General features: G+C 48.4%; 11 protein-coding genes. 5 read left to right on the plus strand and 6 right to left on the minus strand.

Annotated features, from left to right (window positions below):
* Positions 1-96: 96 nt before the first annotated feature.
* The 4 genes from ACE6ED_RS16290 to ACE6ED_RS16305 form a co-directional block, all read right to left on the minus strand.
* Positions 97-978 (minus strand): carbohydrate ABC transporter permease, encoded by an 882-nt coding sequence (locus tag ACE6ED_RS16290; RefSeq protein ID WP_410828252.1) that lies wholly within the window; start codon positions 976-978, stop codon positions 97-99.
* A 17-nt stretch (positions 979-995) separates the two neighbouring features.
* Positions 996-1,979 carry an ABC transporter permease gene (locus ACE6ED_RS16295; protein WP_410828253.1) on the minus strand — a complete coding sequence of 328 codons (984 nt, stop codon included), beginning with the start codon at positions 1,977-1,979 and terminating at the stop codon, positions 996-998.
* 190 nt (positions 1,980-2,169) lie between these two features.
* A complete protein-coding gene (locus tag ACE6ED_RS16300; protein WP_410828254.1) occupies positions 2,170-3,594 on the minus strand; it encodes a family 43 glycosylhydrolase in 1,425 nt (474 codons plus the stop codon).
* Positions 3,595-3,616: 22 nt separating this feature from the next.
* Positions 3,617-6,049: a glycoside hydrolase family 31 protein gene (locus ACE6ED_RS16305; protein WP_410828255.1), complete on the minus strand. Its 2,433-nt coding sequence runs from the start codon at positions 6,047-6,049 to the stop codon at positions 3,617-3,619.
* Positions 6,050-6,482: 433 nt separating this feature from the next.
* Between ACE6ED_RS16305 and ACE6ED_RS16310 the strand changes: the two genes are divergently transcribed.
* A complete protein-coding gene (locus ACE6ED_RS16310; protein ID WP_410828256.1) occupies positions 6,483-6,662 on the plus strand; it encodes a hypothetical protein in 180 nt (59 codons plus the stop codon).
* Between the two features lie 1,084 nt (positions 6,663-7,746).
* Here the strand turns inward: ACE6ED_RS16310 and ACE6ED_RS16315 are convergent.
* The gene (locus tag ACE6ED_RS16315; RefSeq protein WP_410828257.1) at positions 7,747-9,111 is read right to left on the minus strand and encodes a MalY/PatB family protein; all 1,365 of its coding nucleotides are present in this window, start codon (positions 9,109-9,111) and stop codon (positions 7,747-7,749) included.
* Between the two features lie 233 nt (positions 9,112-9,344).
* On the opposite strand from ACE6ED_RS16315, the gene ACE6ED_RS16320 reads away from it, so the two are divergent.
* Positions 9,345-10,055, plus strand: a complete 711-nt coding sequence (locus ACE6ED_RS16320; protein ID WP_410828258.1) for a helix-turn-helix domain-containing protein — start codon at positions 9,345-9,347, stop codon at positions 10,053-10,055.
* A 30-nt stretch (positions 10,056-10,085) separates the two neighbouring features.
* Here the strand turns inward: ACE6ED_RS16320 and ACE6ED_RS16325 are convergent, their stop codons facing one another.
* Positions 10,086-11,579, minus strand: coding sequence for an alpha/beta hydrolase (locus ACE6ED_RS16325; RefSeq protein WP_410828259.1), 1,494 nt, complete (start codon positions 11,577-11,579; stop codon positions 10,086-10,088).
* Positions 11,580-12,799: 1,220 nt separating this feature from the next.
* Here ACE6ED_RS16325 and ACE6ED_RS16330 point away from each other — a divergent pair.
* The 3 genes from ACE6ED_RS16330 to ACE6ED_RS16340 all read left to right on the plus strand — a co-directional run bounded on the left by ACE6ED_RS16330 (position 12,800) and on the right by ACE6ED_RS16340 (position 17,309).
* Complete coding sequence (locus ACE6ED_RS16330) at positions 12,800-13,897, plus strand: AI-2E family transporter (protein ID WP_410828260.1); 1,098 nt, start codon at positions 12,800-12,802, stop codon at positions 13,895-13,897.
* Between the two features lie 784 nt (positions 13,898-14,681).
* Positions 14,682-16,337, plus strand: coding sequence for a type 2 periplasmic-binding domain-containing protein (locus tag ACE6ED_RS16335; RefSeq protein WP_410828261.1), 1,656 nt, complete (start codon positions 14,682-14,684; stop codon positions 16,335-16,337).
* Between the two features lie 81 nt (positions 16,338-16,418).
* The gene (locus ACE6ED_RS16340; RefSeq protein ID WP_410828262.1) at positions 16,419-17,309 is read left to right on the plus strand and encodes an ABC transporter permease; all 891 of its coding nucleotides are present in this window, start codon (positions 16,419-16,421) and stop codon (positions 17,307-17,309) included.
* Positions 17,310-17,321: the final 12 nt, after the last annotated feature.

Consider the following 17,321-nt stretch of genomic DNA (forward strand, 5'->3'; position numbering starts at 1 on the left):
TAAGCACACAAAATCCGGTAGGAGCCGGAGGCCCTACCGGTTGGTTCCGCTTACATTAAGTATGGGTATCCGTCCATTCCTCCACGTCCGGCTGCTTCAGCCTTTAACTGAACCCAGCATAATCCCGTGTACGAAATATTTTTGCAGAAACGGATAAACGCAGATAATCGGTACAATGGACACCACCATCGAGGTAACCTGCAGCGAAAAGCTTGTCACCCCTGAAGTCGGCCGGTTGGCTACCGCTAAGGCATCCATCGGCGCATTGCTCTGGTTGATCACTTCCATCATCCGGAAGGTGAGCGTCCGCAAACTCTCCGACTGAACGAAATAAGCGGAATCCAGCCACGAATTCCATTGTCCTACACCCATGAACAACGCCATTGTAGCGAGCACCGGCGTCGAAACCGGAAGGATGATTTTGAAGAAAATGACGAGTTCACCAGCGCCGTCGATATGGGCCGATTCCTTCAGCTCGCCGGGAATTTCCCGGAAAAATGAAATGGCGATCAGCAGGAAAAACGTATTGAGCATGGACGGCACAATATAGACCGCAAACGAATTCAGCAGACCAATCGAACGCAGCACGACATAATAGGGAATCAAGCCGCCTGAGAAGTACATGGCAAAGATGATAATTGTAAAATAGGTCTTGCTGAACATCAGATCCTTATGTGACAGCGCATAAGCGACCAAACTGGTTAATAGGAGGCCCAGCAGCGTACCCGCCGCCGTCCGGGCAACGGTCACCAGAAAAGCGCTTAACCATTTGGGGTCAGACAGAAAAATTTCATAATTCTCCAAGGTGAAATTCCGGGGCCAGAGGTAAACGCCGCCGATAAGGGTGTCGGTGCCTTTATTAAACGAAGCGATCAGCACATAATAAAACGGGTACAGCATGGAGAGCATGATGACAAACAAAGCGGCGTAAATAAAACTGTCGAACAGCAAATCTTTTTGTTTCTGCGTCTTCAGCACGAATCTCCCTCCCTCCTTTAGAACAAGCTCGATCCCGAAACTCGTTTAGCGATGTAATTGCTTGAAAAGATCAGCACAACGGAGATAACCGATTGGATCAAATCAATGGCTGCCGCATAGGAAAACCGGCCGTCGCTAAGCCCAACCTTAAACGCGTAGGTCTGTACAATTTCCGAGGTTGGATTGTTGATGCTGTTGCCGAACAGATACGCCTGTTCGAAGTTGGATCCGACCAGACCGCCTCCAAGGATGCTGCCGATCGTGAGAACCAGCACCACGACAACCGTTCCTTTGATCCCGGGAAGGGTAATATGGCGAATTTTCGCCAATCTCCCTGCTCCATCAATCTCGGCGGCTTCATACAGCGCAGGATTAATTCCCGTAATGGCCGCCAGAAAAATAATGGTCCACCAGCCCATTTCCTTCCAGACCGCACTGCCAACCGCAAGTCCCCAAAAATAGTTGGGGCTGGTCAGAATTTGGAGCGGCTGATCGATAAGGCCCAAATCCACAAGCGCCCGGTTTATCATGCCGACATCCGTGGACAGGAAGGCGTAGGAGACGCCAACTACAACCACCCAGGAAATAAAATGAGGCAGATAGCTGATCGTCTGGACAAACCGTTTAAAGGCCATATTTTTGACTTCATTCAGCATGATGGCAAGCAGGATGGGGGCAGGAAAAGCAAAAATCACCTTTAAAAGGCTTAAAGCGAGCGTATTGCGTACAATTTTGCCAAACTGATAATCATGGATAAACTCGTCAAAATATTTCAGGCCAACCCATTCGCTTGTAAAAATCCCTTTGATGCCGCTCGAAATACTGTAATCCTTAAATGCCATAAGAATGCCGAACATAGGCGTATAAGAAAAGATGAGCAAAAAGATCATGCCTAGTCCAACAAACACATGCAGGACCCTTTGTTTTTTGAACCGCTTCCACAACAGCTCGCGTCTTCCCGTCTTGACCGCAGGGTTTGGAAGGTGCGTATTCAGTTCCATCGGCGTTCCTCCTTTTATCCCTAGTCTATCCTGCCGGGTGCTGACGGGGTAAGCCGACATTTTTAAGAAAGCGTTATCATTTTTTAACATCCGCTACGCTGTTTCCTGGTCGTGCCACACCATAAAAAAAGCAGCCCCGGACGCCTCCGAAGCTGCCTCTATTCCCTTATCCCGCCCGCGGGAAAGCTGGTTATTCCAGTTCAAATGAGGCGAGACTTGCGCCTCCCGTGCCTTTGTATGTCAAATACAACGCCTGTATCCCGTCCGGAATGGCGATGTCTGCGCTGTGTTTTGTCCATACATTGGAGGAATGTACCGGGATTTGCCCCAGGGCTGGACCGTCCCAGGCCGTTTTGATTTCAAAAGCTCCTCTGCAATACCCGCGAACTTTGATGCTGACCCTGCTGACGCCGCTGCAGTCGAAATACTTGAATCCGGCCGTGGCCGAATCCGTCATATTTGCGATATACCCGGTTTCTTCATCTCCGTCCTTCCCGTCCTGGGTAATCTTCGGAAACCGGCTGTCCATCCAGGCGCCCATCTCATCAAATCCGCCCGTATACAGTCGGTCTTCGTTACAATACAGATTACATGCGAGATAGGCCGGATATTCTCCGTGTCCCGCAAGCGGTCCTCCGTTTGGTCCGCAGGACGTCATTTCAGCCTGGGGAATTGTCCCATCCTCCCGGAAAGCGATCGGCTCGATGCAGCCCTGCCGGCAGAACGCGGTACCGTTGGTATGCCGGTGATAGAAGATGTACCATGATCCGTTGATTTCAACGATGCTGCCATGATTGTTGCCCCCGTAATACATCGGCTTGTCTGCCGGCTTGTAAGAATCAATATGAAGATCGCTATTGCTTATAATGACCCCTTGATATTCGAAACCTTTGGTTGGAAATTTGCTCGTAGCATAACATAATTCATGCATCACAATGGAGGAATAAACAAAATAATAGGTATCCCCCTGTTTGCGGATGGAAGGCGCCTCAAAAAATTCATGCCCCTCAAAACCGCTGCCTTTGCTGTATGGTTCGCTCGGTGCAACAAATACCGGTTCCTCCACAATCGTCAGCATATCCGGACCAAGCACCGCCGCCATGGCGCCGTGTCTGGACCGGTCCCCGCGCGCGCAAAAGCCGGTATACAGATATGTATATTGACCTTCCGTCAATACGCCGGGGTCAAATTGGGGTTCATCCCCTTCTCTTTCACCGAGACGGGTCCCATCGGCATATTTGACGTACCCGTAAAATTCGAATTTGCCCGCCGGAGTATCGCAGACCGCCACGGACACAACGGATACTTTATCCAGAACATAATAGAGATAATAACGCCCGTCCGGGCCTGCCGTAACGTCAGGGGCGTAGAGACACATCCTGCCGTCGGGATTCAGCGGATCATCCGTTTTGCGGTAAATTACGCCTTCATACCGCCAGTTTCCCAGATCTTCCACGGGCGCCGACCAGCACACATAATCATTTAAGCAGAAGACATGTCCATTAAAGCGGTCATGCGAACCGTATACATATACTCTTCCGTCAAACACATAAGGCTCGCCGTCCGGGATGTACTCCCAAGAAGGCAGGTAAGGATTTAATCCTTGTTGTTTCATTTGAATACACTCCTCATGTTGATTAGTCATGTAAATCATTTTCTCTGATAACTACAGAATCTCCTTTATACCAAACCAAGCAATTTCCGGACCGGCCGGCAATTTCAACAATAAATTGACGGATCTCCGGCATCCCGTCATAACTGCCGGTCCGCTGTCCCAAGGTCAACGTCCGGTCCGTCTCGGACCACTTCAGTTCAATTTCAGAGAAGAAACCCTTCTCGTAGCGGTAACCATCCCCTTCATCTTCATATAAAGTGAACAGGGCATCCCTGCCGGGATATACCTTCAACCGGACCTCCGCTCCGGAAACGGAATATTCGTCGGCGTACTGGATCTCAGGTCCGAAAGGAATGATGGACCCTGCACGAACGAACAGCGGAAGGGTCTCCAGGTCCGCTTTTGCGTCAATCGTCCTGCCGCCCGCCAACCGGACATCGGTCCAAAAATCATACCACTCCCCGTCCGGCAGATAAACGCAACGGGACTTCTTGATATTATGGAGTTCACGGGAATCCGGACCGTAATACATCGCATGGGTGACCGGCGCTACAAGGAAAGCCGGGCCGAACATATATTGGTCGTCAATAGGATGCAGGCTTGCCTCCTCGCGGTAATCAAATGCCAGCATGCGGAGCATCGTATAGCCGTGGTGCGCCACAGCTCCTGCCAGTGAATAAATATAGGGCATCAACCTGTATCGAAGCTTCAAATAGTTCACGAGCGTATCATACATCGCCTCCCCCGGTTCGCCGAAGTGCCAAATCTCCCTTGGCGTATCGGTTCCATGCGAACGGAACATCGGGAGGAAGACACCCCATTGAAACCAGCGGACATACAGCTCCCGGTACCCCAAATCCGCTACACCGCCGTTGTAGTCCCCATTCCAGAACCAGAGATCGGGGTTGCCGTGAACAAAAAAAGCTCCGATATCGACTGTCCAGTATGGAGAACCAGTCGCACAGAATGACAGCCCTGCCGCGATTTGTTTTCTGAGCGTATCCCAGTTCGCCGATATATCGCCGGACCAGGTAATCGTGCCGTAACGGTGTTGTCCCGCGTAAGCGGACCGGGTCAAATTGACCACCCGTTTGCTGGCGGTAACGGAACGCTGCCCCTCATAAATTCCTTTGGAGTGCAGCAGGGAATAAGCATTGAGAAGCTCGGGATCAAGGTACAGCTTGGCTTCTTCCGTGTTAAGCAGCATACGCTGCTCCGGCTCGGGCTTGACGGCTCCTTTCCAATCGGCCTCAAACGGTTCGGTACAATCGCACCACCACGCATCAACCCCGTGCGCAAACAGTCCGGCATTGGCCTGCTCCCAATACAGCTGCCGCGCTTCCTCCGCAAAAGCATTGTAGGTTGCCTGATTGCCAAGCAGGAATCCCTTTTCCCGCATTTCCCGGTGATTTTCGCCGCCTTCTCTCATAATCGGCCAGATCGACACCATCAATTTGACGTTCAGGGCGTGCAGCTTGCGCATCATTCCGGCGGGGTCCGGAAAACGTTCCGGATCAAGCGATTTTTGCCCCCACAGCTCCCCTGTCCATGACTGCCAATCCAATACGATACAATCAATCGGCAGATTCCGGTCCCGGTACGCTTGTACGGTTGCTATCAACTCCTCCGCGGAAACGTAACGCTCCTTCGATTGCACATAGCCATAGGACCATTTGGTAAGCATCGGCGCTTCGCCGGTCAAGTAACGGATTCCGCCAACAATCTGGTCAAACTCCGGACCGTATATAAAGTAGTATTCCATTTCATCGTCTGCATCGGTCCAGATGTAAGAACCAAACGAATCGTCCCGGAAGGTCATGCAGGAGTAGGAGTCGAGCAGAATCCCATATCCTTTTGTCGACAAAAAGGCCGGTACAACCGCTTTCATATTTTGCTGATATAAAAATTGCTGTTTCCCCCGCAGATTCAGCATCCCTTCTTCATGCGAGCCCAGACCGTACAGCGCCTCGTCCGGCTGCCATACGAATTCCAGTTTGGTGTGGCAGGCCGGCTTGTCCACGAACCTCCGCGGTCCTTCCACCCTGACACGCAATCCATCCGCGCCTTGATCCGTTTCGATGTTTCCGCCGGATGCATCATAAACCGCCAAGCGGACATTCACCCGCTCAAGTGTCTTGCCCCCTGTATCCGGTTCTTTTGCCAGCAGCCGGCCTTCCGTATCCCAATAACTGAAAGCGCAGGTCGCTTTGTCTACGCGGATTACGATGAGCCCGGCCGATAATTCCAGATAACCGTCCTGATCCGTAACTGTCCACGGCAAACCGCTGTTCTCCGGCCGCTTCACAATCATGAGGCTGTCTTTAGGACTAAACTCCGTATCCAGCGTATATCGAATTCGGGCAATGCCGGGAGTGCGCGATTCGATGTGTATTCGGCCTCTATCGGTAATCAGTGTAACGCCATTTTCGTCAGTCTGAACATGTGCCAGCTTCACATTATCGCTACCCTTCCTGTAGATTCAGTTGGCTTTTCTTGCTGATGAGCGTTACGCATGTTTCAACTCCGGGGGTTAGACGGTTTCTCCTTCATATTAGCATCATAATAAATAAATAAAATAACCGTTTTTTGCGCTTTCATAGCTTTTTTTGATGTTTACTTTGATTGTGCAGATATTGAGGTTACTCAACGAAAATATTCCATACTTAGGAGAACCGCGAAGTTGAGGAGTTTACTCGATAGTTAGAAAAAAGACGTAGTACCCAAATCGCAGGAACTTCCCCTTCGTATAATTCCTTCAATTTACTTCAAAACTAAACCTGACACGAGACTAAAAAAGCCCTGCAGCAGCAGGGACACCAGTAGAAGTGGATATGTGAATGCAAATGGCGCTCCACTTCTCTACCTTATAAACGAAAGCAGGGGCATTGATGACAGGAGTAAATGATTGGCTTGGCAAGCTGGCTCACAACTATATTTTAATTGCAATTGCAGCGGTTTTATTTTTTGGAGTCAAAGCTATCATTGGATTCATTACCTACAAACATTATGACCGGCAGCTAAAGTCGTTACATAAAAAACTGGATTTGCTCTTAAAAGAAAAAGAGTAAACACTGAATCACTGCAGTGTCTGTAATCTTATTCAGGAACAGGCAAAAGACTTCGGAAAGCTGCTCCGAAGCCGTCTATACATCTTTACTCAACTTTCGCAGAGCGAAAATTAGCTTAGCTCCAGTCCTGGCGTGAATTTAACCGCAATAAAGTAATCGTTTTGAAAAATAGAATAAGTCCGGCTTCGTTGCGGCGAACGCCCGCTCGGCGGGATTTACGGTGCGATGAAGTTAGCACGCTAGACTAGGCAGTTGCCTTGACGTAACTCATAGAACGGCTGAACGAAATTACGACTCAGGTTGGGAAGAAATGCTCCACCCTAATTCAAAGTCAACTCCAGCACGGGATCTCCGGTTTGCCCAGTGATCTCAAGGCGTATCTGCCGATCTCAAGTTGCGCTGCCGAACTCAGGCTGCGCTGCCGGTTTCAAGCTGTGTTGCCGATCTCAGGCTGTGCTGCCGATCTCAGGCTGCGAAAATTGAGTTAATAAAAGCAGCGTGAACCAAGACTTGATAAACCATATCTTGGACTGCCGCTGTTGTCGTTGAACGAACTGGAACGAATCCTCTCCTGTAACAGACCCGCAGCGGATTACCACCGAACGCGATACCGAGGTCTTTCCGGACCCAGAGGACGTTATTTCTGATATTCGTGGGCTTTTGGGTTGCCTGGCGGACTCCAGATCCGTTATTCGTACCGAAAACATGCAAACGGTGAATTTTCCTCGTAAATAAGGGAATCTGAGTCCGTCTCTTTGCCAAATCACGGAATAATCAGCAAATAAGGCCCTCTCAGTCCGTAAGAAAGTCATAGGAGAGGACAATGTTGAGCTGCTACAAAAAGGCATCCAAAATTCAGAAAATCAAGACTGTGTTCAGACAGGGAAATGTTGCTGTAACCTAAATTTTTGCACCTTTCTTGTTGACATGGTTGGTCGCACTACCATGACACCAAACAAGTGTGGTGTTTTTTATCAATATAAGTAAATTTATTGAATTTTCCTCACTCACTCAAGGGTCTATGCTGTTTTTCCAGCTGCGAAAGTTGAGATCTTTATATAATTCTCCCTGGCGAACGGATGCTTTAACTGACTTTTGCGCTTCCGGTCTTCAAGCCGCCGTCAATGGTTTCACTGTTAGTTCTGCTGCTGTCGGTTCTGCTGCTGTCGCTGGCTCCGCTGTTGCTGTTGGTTTTGCTGTTGGTTTTGCTGTTGTTGTTAGTTCTGCTGCTGTCGCTGGCTCCGCTGCTGCTGTTGCTGTTGTTCAAATAGGCAGCGATTCTTTCCAGGCCCTTTTCCAATATCGCCCGGGGACAAGCAAGATTCAGGCGGATAAACCCTTCGGCATGATCGACAAACATGCTTCCGTCCTCCAGCAGGACACCGGCGTGTCTGGCGAAAAGATACGACAGGTCCTCCCCTGCCTCCACATAGCGGCTGATGTCAATCCAGGCGAGGTAAGTAGATTCGGGAATACGGAATACAGCTTTCGGCAGATGGGTGTTTAAAAACTCAGCGGTGTATGCAAAATTCAAATCGAGATAACACTTCAGTTCCTGAAGCCAAGCTTCGCCATGTTCATAGGCAGCCTGCGTGGCCGTGATACTCAGCGGATTTTTGAAGGCATAATGCCGCTCTAGCCACTTTTTTCGCAAGACCGGATCGGGAATAATGACGTTCGAGAACATCAGGCCGGCCATATTAAAGGTTTTGCTTGGCGCCATGCAGGTAATAATCTGGTCCGATTCAGGAAAAAGCTTGGCCAGCGGAATATGCCGCAGACCGCTTCTCAGCAGGTCGCAGTGAATTTCGTCGGAGATCACCCGGACGTTGTTATTCAAACAAATCGTCCCCGCCTTCCGCAGTTCCTCCTCCGTCCACAACCGGCCCGTCGGGTTATGGGGGTTACAGAAGATGCACAACACCACTTTAGGATCTTTTGCTTTTTGCTCCAGGTCGTCATAATCCATCGAATACTGCCCGCCGTTATTGATTAACTTCGAGCAGACCAGCCCCAGATGGTTATGACGGACAGCCGACTGGAAATATCCATAGGAGGGCGTAACAATCAGCACTTTTTCGTCCGGCTTGCAGATGTATTCGCACAGCTCATATAGAGCGGGGATGATTCCCGGCGAGGTTACCAGATGTTCTTCCGGAAACGTCCACTGATAAAATTTCTGCGTCCATGCCGCAACAGCCGCATAATAAGCAGGGTCAAACACCTGGCTGTACCCAAAAATCCGCTGATTCAGCCGCTCACGGATCGCATCAATGATCTCGGGAGGGGTGGCAAACTCCATATCGGCAATCCACATCCGCACAAGTTCTTCATCTTTATACGCAAACTGCAGATCCTCCCTGCCGCAAAACATATAGTCGCGAAACCCTTCCACATTGGTTGAATTGGTGTTTCGCCGGTCAATGATTTCATCAAAGTTGTATTTCATGCTCCGTCTCTCCTCCAAACCTGCACGCCTCAGGATGTGTTGTGAGATCATTATTACATAGAGTTCCTTAAGGCATCGAAGAACACAACTCTCGTGATACGAGACAAAATCCTCCATTAGTTTCGTTTCAATAATCATTTGGGGACTTTCGTGCTATAATTAGAGGCAATACATGAGAACGAAGTGATTTTCACAGCAGGATCTATTTATAAGAAACTCTAAGGAGCAAAAAGATGAGCCAGCAGGTTAGTCATGAAATCGGCAAAAAAATCAGAAGCATCCGGAAATACAAAGGCATGTCGGCGGAGGAGCTGGCCAGCGCCATTTTCAAAAGCAAAGCAACCGTGTCGAAATACGAAACCGGCGACATCGCCTTGGATATTAACACACTGTACGCAATCGCACAGGCGTTAAATGTACAGGTGGAGCAGCTGCTATACACCGAACCCCGCAGTCCCGTGCCTTTAATTGAGAACCTGCCTGCCACCTTTTTTAAAAATTCCAGCCGGTTCTACACTTATTTCTACGATGGCCGGATTAACAAAATCGTCCGGTGCGTGGTGGATATGCTGCCTGAGGCCGATGAAGCCGGCTACAAAACCATGCTGTATATGAACATCCGCGACTTCGACCACTACTGGCAGTGCGAAAATTCGTATATCGGCCACACGGAGCATTACGACACGCTAACAACACTGATATTGACCAACCAGGCTACGCCGCTGGAAAAGCTGACGATCAACATTCTCGCTTCCTTCCTGGAATCCGAGCAAAAATGGGGATTGATGTCGGGGGTTTCCTTCCGCCCGTTTATGCCCATCGCCCTGAAAATGCTGTTCTCCAGAACCCCGCTGCCCGAAAATCAGGAGCTGCTAAATGAGCTGAAAATCTCAAAAGACGATATCCGCAAAATGAAAATGTATAATATGTTTGCTGTGATGTGAGCTTAGCAGGGGGGCTGGACGTGTGGTTTGTTAACGGCTTTGCTCCTTAGATTCAACACGTTCGCTCAAAAAATCTATAAAATTTCTCAGATTCATTTCAGCTTCTATGCTGTCCAGCATATCATACCCATGCATAAGCATGCTGTCCGTAGACCCCCAATCATAGATTAAGGAACGGTGGCTCACTCCAAGATCATCAAGCCTGCGGTCTAACTCATGCGCCTGATAAGGGAATGATGCTATGAATCCGTCGGTAATATACGAAGCCGGAAAATCCTTCGTAACATGGGCTGTAATATTGGCTTGTTTGGCTCCCGCGTTGTCCTCAAGGCTGCCGGCTCCAAAGTACGCTCTCAACATCTGATAGTAGATATAGTCAACAGGAAAAAAACCAGAATGGCCCGCACGGGTGGGATCGAACAGAGCAGAGCCGAAGTACACGGCCTTAATGTCATCTCCGCTGATTACCGGCTCCATTCCCATTTCCTTGGCATATTCAGGGTTAGTCTGAATGATGGAAAACTGGCCGCTCATTAGGGCACCGGCACTGCCTCCTCCCAAAACAACCCGCTGCATGTCCACGCCATACTCCTTGCTGTGTTTTTGCAAAAACCGGATCAGCTCGCTCATTTGAACTATTGGTGTCGGATACTTATATTCGGGAGCCAAGGCATAATTATAAGAAATGACAGTGTATCCGGCTTCCAGCATGGTCTTTGCCATCTTCTTGAAGCCAGTGAATTCCGCGACATTCGGATCACCGGTGAATTTGTCTCCAAAGATATACCCGCCGCCATGCGCATAAATAAACACCGGACGCTGTACGGAGAAATCCTCTTCCGAGCTGTAAATGTCAAAAAAACCGTTCGGATATTTGCTTTCATAGCTGACATCATTGGTGTAATAATAATCGTTTTCCCAGACCACGGATTGGGTTGCCGGTGCCTCAAATGAATTTCCGGACCCGTCTCTGCGCAGGCTTAGGACATAATCTTCGGGATTGGCCGCTATTTTTACCAACCACAAGCCTGCAAATGTTCCTGCAAGAATTACTGCGATCTGAACCGCGGCGAGGGTCCGTTTCATTAATTTCCCGTCTTTCCAGCGCGGAAGCCCGCGAATGAACCGCAGAACAAAATCAAACCCGCCTATCGCCAGCCCCAATGCCTGGAACACAATCAAAAGGGCATACGGATGAACGGTAAGCCACACTATGCTCAATACAACTCCGGTACATGCTGCAAAAATACGGATTCGCTTTAACCACAAGGACGTATTGTCATCTCTATAGGCCAGAACTGCATATGCAGCCATTTCCGCTGCCAGAAGGATCACTGTCACAGTAAAAACACTCACTAAATACAGGCTTGCTATACTGGTGAGCCAAATCAATACGCTTAGTGAAAATATAGTTCTGCGGCTGAAAAAGGCTGTCACCTTCATTTTTAGACTTCTTGGTGATTTAGGTTTCGTACGGATATGTAATCCCCTCCCTTTCCTTTTCTTGGTTACATCATAACGCATAAGCCTCAACTAAACTTCAACCAAAATCGCAGCACTCCTTAAGATGAAATGTTATCAGACTCCGTTAGACTACTGAGGCCGCCAGCTAATTGCTGGCGGGCCATGTGCTGATTCGGCCCCTGAATAATTATGAAACGTCATTCTTATAAATACGTAAAAAGTAAGTAACTCAACTTTCGCAGAGCGAAAATCAGCTTAGCTCCAGTCCTGGCGCGGATTTAACCGCAATAAGTAATCGTCTTGAAAAAATAGAAAAACACCGATTCGCCCGCGGCGAACGCACGCTCGGCGGTGCTATGTTATTTACGGTGCGATGAAGTTAGCACGTTAGACCGGGCAGTTGCCTTAGCACAACTCATAGAACGGCTGAACGAAATTACGACTCAGGTTGGGAAGAAATGCTCCCCCTAATTCAAAGTCAACTCCGCACTGGATCTCCGGTTTGCCCAGTGATCTCAAGGCGTATTGCCCGATCTCAGGTTGCGTTGCTGACTTCAGTCTGCGCTGCCGATCTCAGTCTGCGCTGCTGATCTCAGTCTGCGCTGCTGATCTCAGTCTGCGAAAGTTGAGTTAATAAAAGCAGCGTGAACCAAGACTTGATAACCAATGTCTTGGACTGCCGCTGTTATCGTTGAACGAACTGGAACGAATCCTCTCCAGCGACAGACCCGCAGCGGATTACCACCGAACGCGATACCGAGGTCTTTCCGGACCCAGAGGACGTTATTTCTGAAATTCCTGGGCTTTTCGGTTGCCTTGCGGACTCCAGATCCGTTATTCGTACTGAAAACATCCAAACGATGAATTTTCCTCGTAAATAAGGGAATCTGAGTCCGTCTCTTGGCCAAAACGCTGAATAAGCAGCAAATAGGGTCCCCTGAGTCCGTAAGAAAGTCATAGGGGAGGACAAGGTTGAGCTGCTTCAAAAGGCCTCCAAAGTTTGGAAAATCGAGGCTGTGTTCAGGCAGGGAATGTTGCTGTAACATAGCGTTACGCACCTTTCTTGTTGGCATGGTTGGCCGCACTACCATGATCCCTAACAAGTGAGGTGTTTTTTGCCAATACAAGTAAATCTATTGAATTTTTCTTGCTCTCTCAAGGGTCTAAGCCATTTTTCTAGCTGCGAAAGTTGAGTAAGTAACTTTAATACATATAACTCTAAAAAAACAAACCGAACGTAGAATGCCGATCCGGACATTATGGCTGGGAGTTTTTGAAAAATGGAGGGAAATCATTTGTTCACAACAAACAAAGCATTGCGCTTTGGCACGCTTATCGTAATACTGTTTTTGATCATTTTTTTAGGCTCCAAGATAAGTTTTGTATTTCGTCCGGTCATTGCATTAATTCAGGTAGTATCCATCCCGCTGCTTCTCTCCGTATTTTTTTACTATTTGCTTCGGCCGCTGGTTAAGCTAATGGAAAAATATAAAGTGAACCGGACCTTGTCCATTTTGATTATTTATGTCCTTTTCGCCCTTGCCATCGTTTGGTTCATTTCCAGCAAATGGCCATTATTGTACGGACAGTTTGTCAGCTTCCTTGATAATGTCCCGAATTTCTTGAATGCAGTGGGAGAACAAATCAATGAGCTGGAGAAAAATGAATTCCTCTCTTCCTTATTTCCGGCCAATGTCAACAATGGACTCTCTTCGATTACCGAATACTTAAACCAAGGTTTTTCTTTCATGTCGAATTATTTAGGTGGTTTGTTTTCTTTTGTATCTAATTTTACGATTATCCTGTTCACCTTCCCCATTCTCCTGTTTTTTATGCTAAAAGAAGGTGAGAAGTTTGGAAATATACTTGTGCGCGCAACACCAACTCGTTATCAAAACGATTCCCGTGAGATTGTCACAGGAATCGACCGGATGTTAAGCGGATTTATCGTCGGAAGAGTAATCGTCAATGTATCGCTCGGCATCTTAATGTATATCGGCTTCCTGATTATTGACTTACCCTATGCCTTCTTACTTACAGTCATCTCAGTTATTGCAAGCTTTATTCCCTTTGTTGGGGCCATCCTGTCTGCGATCCCGATTGTCATCGTAGGTCTCACACAGTCGCCGGCGACGGCGATATGGTCGCTGGTCATTATACTTGTGGCTCAGCAAGTTCAAGATAACTTGATCGCTCCTTATGTATTCGGAAAACAGCTGGATATTCACCCTCTTACAACCGTTATCCTTGTCCTGGCGGTCGGCAATATCGGGGGAATCATTGGAATGATTACAATCATTCCATTATATATGATGCTGAAAATTATTGCGGTCCGTATCTTCTCTCTGTTTTTCAAAGAAAAATGGATGCGGTTATGAGCATGAATTAACTACAGACAGCAATGGAGTAGGAGGCTGCTCATTAACTGAGCAGCCGACCTCTCACACCACCGTACGTACCGTTCGGTATACGACGGTTCAACCGCATAAGTGCAATTTACGTAATTGCTCGTACTGTGCTGGGAAATCATAATACCCGGCCTGTGCGAGCTTTTCGTTTGTTATGGAACGAGACAGCACCGGGCTTCAGGCCACTCGCCAGTAGCCCAGGCGGGAGTTCTCCCATTGGTAGGCCTGCCACTCCGACTCCCCGGCTGCTCATTTCCTGGTTGAATTCGTTCAGATAAATGTTCGCAAGCAGTGGGGATAGGGGGCCTCCTTGCTGAGAACCTTCCTCGGTTTAACGAAGGTCGCTGGTTGTGGAACCGCTCTCTTATTCGAGTTGGTAAGCCGATGTACGCAGGTCGCTTCTGCCGAATCCGGGATATTGAAGAATGTAGCTCGTTTTTGCAGTAAATAAGTGGAGGCTCCAGTTCCGCTCGCCGAATGTTACAGGCATTTTTTATCCTCCCGTAATTTTGCGCACGCGGCGCGTAGGTTCCCCGTCTACCTTACAACCTGTAATCCGGGAAAACAATAGGACCTTCTTGCACTTCCTTTACCGTTTTATGTTCCTTTTTCTACTTTTCCCTCACATCCTCTAAACGAAGTCAAAAAAGTAGAGGCATGCCGTCAATAATCTTTATTCACCGCTGCGGTACCCTCGCTTAGAATTAGAGGTGTCGACAGATTTACAACTTTGAAGATTAATGGGGGGAAAGAAATGAGCAAAAAGTCTATCTTTTCTTTATTGTCTTTGATCATGACCATCATCTTATTGACAGCGTGCAGCGGCAACAGCGACACATCGAAGGGAGCGAATGAAACGGCAACCACCGGCAATGCCGCAACCGGCAGCGATGAAGTCGACCCGTCCGATCCGGCATTCAGCGCTTACAAAGAACCGCTAACCATCCACACGGTTACTTCAGAATATGCCTCGGCGAAATATCCTGAAGGCGACGATATCACCAACAACGTATGGATTGACCGTTATAAAGAAAAGTTTAATATTCATGTTGTTACCGATTGGGTCAGCGATGAATACGATACGAAACTGAATTTGGCTATCTCCTCAAGTGATCTGCCTGATGTGTTCCGGGTGAACTCCGCTCAATTGCAGCAGCTGATCGAAGCCGATATGGTAGCCGATTTAACCGAGGTATTCGATAAATATGCGTCCGATCGCCTGAAAGGATACATGGAAGCGGATGCGGACAGTTATGAATCCGGAAAAAAAGACGGACAGCTGTACGGTATACCGCAGCTGCACTGGGGGTTAATTGATCAGCCGGATTTCATGTGGATCCGGAACGACTGGAAAGAGGAATTGGGAACTAAAGATCCAGAAACGGTTGAAGATTTGAAGAACATCGCACTCAAGTTCATGGAGAAGCATGGCGGTTACGGAATCGCGGTCGATCAGACGCTGGATTATCTGAACGTGCTGGCAGTTTCGTGGAATGCCCATCCGGACATGTGGCTTGAAGACAGCAGCGGGAAACTTGTTTACGGTTCCATTCAGCCTGAAATGAAGAATGCTCTTAAAGAGTGGGCGGAATGGTACAAGCTGGGGATCATTGATCCGGAGTTTGCCATCAAAGATTTCAGCGCGATGAATGCCGACGTAGTAGCCGGGAAGGTTGGCATGCAGCCGTATTACCAGTGGTGGGGTTATAACCCTGGCGTTGATACCATCTCCAATTTAGGCAAAGACGCCATTTTTTATCCATATCAGCTTCCTAGCATCACTGGCGGGAAAGCCAAACAATCCGTCTTTTTCGCAAACGGCTATTACACCGTTGTCAACAAGTCCTTCAAACATCCGGAAGCGGTTATCAAGCTTATGAATGACTACGCTTACATTGTAGATGAAGGCGTAGGCAAAGAATCCGAGGACCTGTTATCCAGCTTGCTGGACAACGATCTGGCGCATGTAGTCGGTGCCTTCCGTGTCCTGAATCCCAACTCCGACTATGAACAATTCGAAGCCGTTTCGGCAGCCCTGAAGTCTAATGATACCAGCGGTCTCACCTCAACGGGTATGTGGCAAAAGTATAACAACAGTGTCGAGTTCATCAAAAATGCTACTCCAAGCGCAGTAGGGGATTATCTGCAGCAGGGAGCACCGAAAGCCGCTTATAGTCTGTCCAAGGAAGTGCTCGATAGCGGCAACTATGTAAAAACTGCATTATGGGGGGCTGCTCCGGAGGTACTGGCTGGTTACGGAACGACACTTGACGATATCCTGACCGAAGGATTCACCAAAATTATTATGGGCTCTGAAAGCATCGATTACTTTGACACGGTCGTTCAGAACTGGAAAGCTGCGGGTGGAGATGCAGCGACGGAAGCCGTAAACACAGCCTACGGTAAATAATCTTGTGAAGATTGAAGGGGATGCGGAATTTCGCTCCCCTTGGTTGTTACGGCGTCCCACTTTTTGAACGGAGGATTATCGATGCGAAAAAAAATAAAACAACAGACGCCTTACCATCTCATGCTGCTTCCGGGCATCATCCTGGTGTTCATTTTCAGTTACATCCCCTTTTACGGGCTGGTCATCGCCTTTCAAAAATACAATCCCGGTCTGGGCTTTAATTCGCCTTGGGTGGGATGGGACAATTTCCAGCACGTGTTTAATCAGCCTAACTTCGTCCGGACCATTTGGAACACGCTGTATATGTCCGCATTCAAAATTGTCGGAGGAATCCTTGTGCCGGTTGTATTTGCTTTGCTGCTAAACGAGGTCGCCCGCAGCGCCATTAAACGTACCTTTCAAACCCTGGTGTATATCCCCAACTTTTTGTCCTGGGTCATAATGGCTGGCATTCTCCTAGATATTCTTAGCGCAGACGGTATTGTCAACAGCTTCCTGCAGGTGTTTGGTATCGGCTCGATTCCGTTCCTCAGCAGCCCGTCGATCTTTCCTTGGACTATGATCGTCAGCGATATCTGGAAAGGCTTTGGCTTCGGCACAGTAGTATACTTGGCGGCTTTAACCAGTATCGACCCTGGGCTGTACGAGGCCGCTGTAATCGACGGAGCCAAAAGGTGGAAGCAGACGCTGTATATTACTTTACCGCTCTTGATGCCGACGATTGTATTGATGTCCGTCTTAGCTCTGGGCAGTGTACTTAACGCTGGTTTTGACCAAATCTTTAATCTTTATTCGCCAGTTGTATACCAGACGGGGGATATCATCGACACCTATGTCTACCGGCTCGGGATTCAGCAGGCCCAATATTCGATCAGCGCCGCTGTCGGGCTGTTCAAATCCGTAATCTCCTGCCTCCTCGTTGGAGTGTCCTATATTCTGGCCTACAAAGTGGCCAACTACAGAATCTTCTAAGGGGGCTTTGGC

The organism is Paenibacillus nanchangensis (assembly GCF_046543445.1).
Classification (GTDB): domain Bacteria; phylum Bacillota; class Bacilli; order Paenibacillales; family Paenibacillaceae; genus Paenibacillus_AQ; species Paenibacillus_AQ nanchangensis.

Bases quoted from the DNA above. Each gene is read 5' to 3' on its own strand.
- ACE6ED_RS16295 (WP_410828253.1), bottom strand. From the start codon at position 1,979: ATGGAACTGAATACGCACCTTCCAAACCCTGCGGTCAAGACGGGAAGA.
- ACE6ED_RS16300 (WP_410828254.1), bottom strand. From the start codon at position 3,594: ATGAAACAACAAGGATTAAATCCTTACCTGCCTTCTTGGGAGTACATC.
- ACE6ED_RS16310 (WP_410828256.1), top strand. From the start codon at position 6,483: ATGACAGGAGTAAATGATTGGCTTGGCAAGCTGGCTCACAACTATATT.
- ACE6ED_RS16315 (WP_410828257.1), bottom strand. From the start codon at position 9,111: ATGAAATACAACTTTGATGAAATCATTGACCGGCGAAACACCAATTCA.
- ACE6ED_RS16320 (WP_410828258.1), top strand. From the start codon at position 9,345: ATGAGCCAGCAGGTTAGTCATGAAATCGGCAAAAAAATCAGAAGCATC.
- ACE6ED_RS16325 (WP_410828259.1), bottom strand. From the start codon at position 11,579: ATGCGTTATGATGTAACCAAGAAAAGGAAAGGGAGGGGATTACATATC.
- ACE6ED_RS16330 (WP_410828260.1), top strand. From the start codon at position 12,800: ATGGAGGGAAATCATTTGTTCACAACAAACAAAGCATTGCGCTTTGGC.
- ACE6ED_RS16335 (WP_410828261.1), top strand. From the start codon at position 14,682: ATGAGCAAAAAGTCTATCTTTTCTTTATTGTCTTTGATCATGACCATC.
- ACE6ED_RS16340 (WP_410828262.1), top strand. From the start codon at position 16,419: ATGCGAAAAAAAATAAAACAACAGACGCCTTACCATCTCATGCTGCTT.